Here is a 1,010-nt window from a genome sequence, read left to right on the forward strand (position 1 = left end):
CCTACTTTAGATGATATGAATGACCGTCTTGATGCCCCTGAGATTCATGACGGTATTCGTGATGAGGGTGGCAAGTTAACGCTCGAAATTTATAAATGTCGTAAGCCGATTATTGCTGCAATTAACGGTGCCGCGGTTGGTATTGGTGCCACAATGACTTGCGCAATGGACATTCGTCTCGCGTCCGAAAAAGCGCGGATTGGATTTGTGTTTAACAAGATAGGCATCGTTCCTGAAGCATGCTCCTCTTGGTTCTTGCCCCGTATTGTCGGTTTACCAAAATCATTAGAACTTTGCTTTACCGGTGACATTATTGATGGTGCTGAGGCAAAAGATATTGGATTTGTGACGAATGTATTGCCAGCTGAAGAGTTGCTTAATGAGGCTTATGCTCTAGCTCGTCGAATTGCTAAGCATAGTCCTGTTGCGCTAGCGCTTACTCGCCAGATGCTGTATCGAAATTCGGCAAAAGGACATCCTTTAGAAGCACATAAAATTGATTCTCTAGGGATGTTTTACCAAAGTATTGCTGACGGTAAAGAGGGCGTTAGTGCTTTCTTAGAAAAGCGGCCTGCTGAATATAAACAGAAATGCTCTACGGATATGCCAAGTTTTTATCCGTGGGAATATTGATTTGGCTTGCATTTAGTTGAACAAAAACTGCATTGGTTTCGACGTATTATAGCCGCTCTCATGACCCTGATTGTCTAAGTTTATCTAAGAGCATATTGATCTGACCGCGAAGCCAAGAATGTGCCTGATTATTGCGTTTGTCTCGGTGATAGATCATATATGCTTTGATTTTATTGGTCTCGAAGGGGAGCTCATAAGTTTCGAGTGGAAGCGTTTGTTGTGCATTTGCGGCAACTCTTCGTGGCACTGTACATAAGCAGTTAGTGCGTGCCGCGATAGCTGGCAGGCTCATCAATGAGCTCGCGCGTATTTTGATATCTCGTTGTATCTGTTTTTTGCCAAGAATAATTTCGGTTGGGCTGCCTTTATCACTACGC

At 43.7% G+C, this 1,010-nt stretch carries 1 protein-coding gene and 1 pseudogene; one reads left to right on the forward strand and one right to left on the reverse strand.

Going from position 1 to position 1,010, the window contains the following annotated elements; all coding sequences use genetic code 11:
• The coding region (locus A3738_RS26830; RefSeq protein ID WP_068763975.1) for an enoyl-CoA hydratase-related protein at positions 1 to 633 on the forward strand (633 nt) is incomplete at its 5' end.
• A gap of 58 nt (positions 634 to 691) precedes the next feature.
• Here A3738_RS26830 and A3738_RS32215 read toward each other — a convergent pair.
• Positions 692 to 1,010: pseudogene (locus tag A3738_RS32215) on the reverse strand (hypothetical protein); the annotation flags it as partial.

The sequence above is a fragment of the Oleiphilus sp. HI0066 genome (assembly GCF_001635725.1).